This window comes from Vibrio sp. 03_296, assembly GCF_002265885.1.
Genome location: NZ_NPKW01000723.1, coordinates 1 through 768 on the forward strand (window position 1 = coordinate 1; position 768 = coordinate 768).

1 protein-coding gene and 1 pseudogene are annotated in these 768 nt (G+C 43.5%); both read right to left on the bottom strand.

Going from position 1 to position 768, the window contains the following annotated elements; genetic code table 11:
* Positions 1–299 (bottom strand): EAL domain-containing protein (locus CIK04_RS34400; protein ID WP_369597175.1); only part of this gene is annotated, 299 nt, incomplete at its 3' end.
* Between the two features lie 16 nt (positions 300–315).
* Positions 316–768 (bottom strand): annotated as a pseudogene (locus tag CIK04_RS34405) (hypothetical protein); the annotation flags it as partial.

The following is a 768-nucleotide window of genomic DNA, read 5'->3' on the forward strand; positions in this document are numbered from 1 at the left end:
CTAACACTGCCATGCCAAAGTTTTTCCCGATCAGCGATGATGTTTTTGACCATGTTGAAAGACTTTGCGTCATTCTCAATGTGATCAACAAAGCTCTTGTCGATCTTCAGCTCATCAATGGGCAGATCTTTCAGCATGCTTAACGAGGAATAGCCGGTGCCAAAATCATCCAGAGAGATTTTAAGCCCTTGGTGGTTCATCTCGTTACAAATGGGTTTGAACTGCTCAAGATCTTCAATAAACAAGTTTTCCGTAATTTCGAGCGTAATGYSTTTTCTATCGAGTCTTGCTGCGTCGATGGTGGTGAGAAGGTGCTCAGCAAATCTGCTGAATAAACTGTTTTACAGAGATGTTGATTGAGAGATTCAAGTCTTGACGTTGTGGTAATACATAAGTCGCAATATCACTGACACTACGTTCAATGATGAATTTACCCAGTTTAACCATGAGTCCTCGAGACTTTCGGCAACAGGAATAAACAGATCGGGACGGGACAAAACCGAGCTCTTCGATCCTGCCAGCGAACCAAGGCTTACGACACCATGCAGCTTGCCAGCCATATCGACCTGAGGCTGGTAAACCATAACAATTTTTGTTGTCAATGGCAAACCGTAAACGTTGTTCAACTTTCGTTTTGTATAAATGCTGCTCTTGCATTTCAGTGGTAAAAATATTGAACGAGTTGCGCTCTTGTTTGGCACGATACATCGAGATATCGGCGGCGCGAAGTAATGTCATCGAGGTCATTACCGTGGGTTGGATAAACGG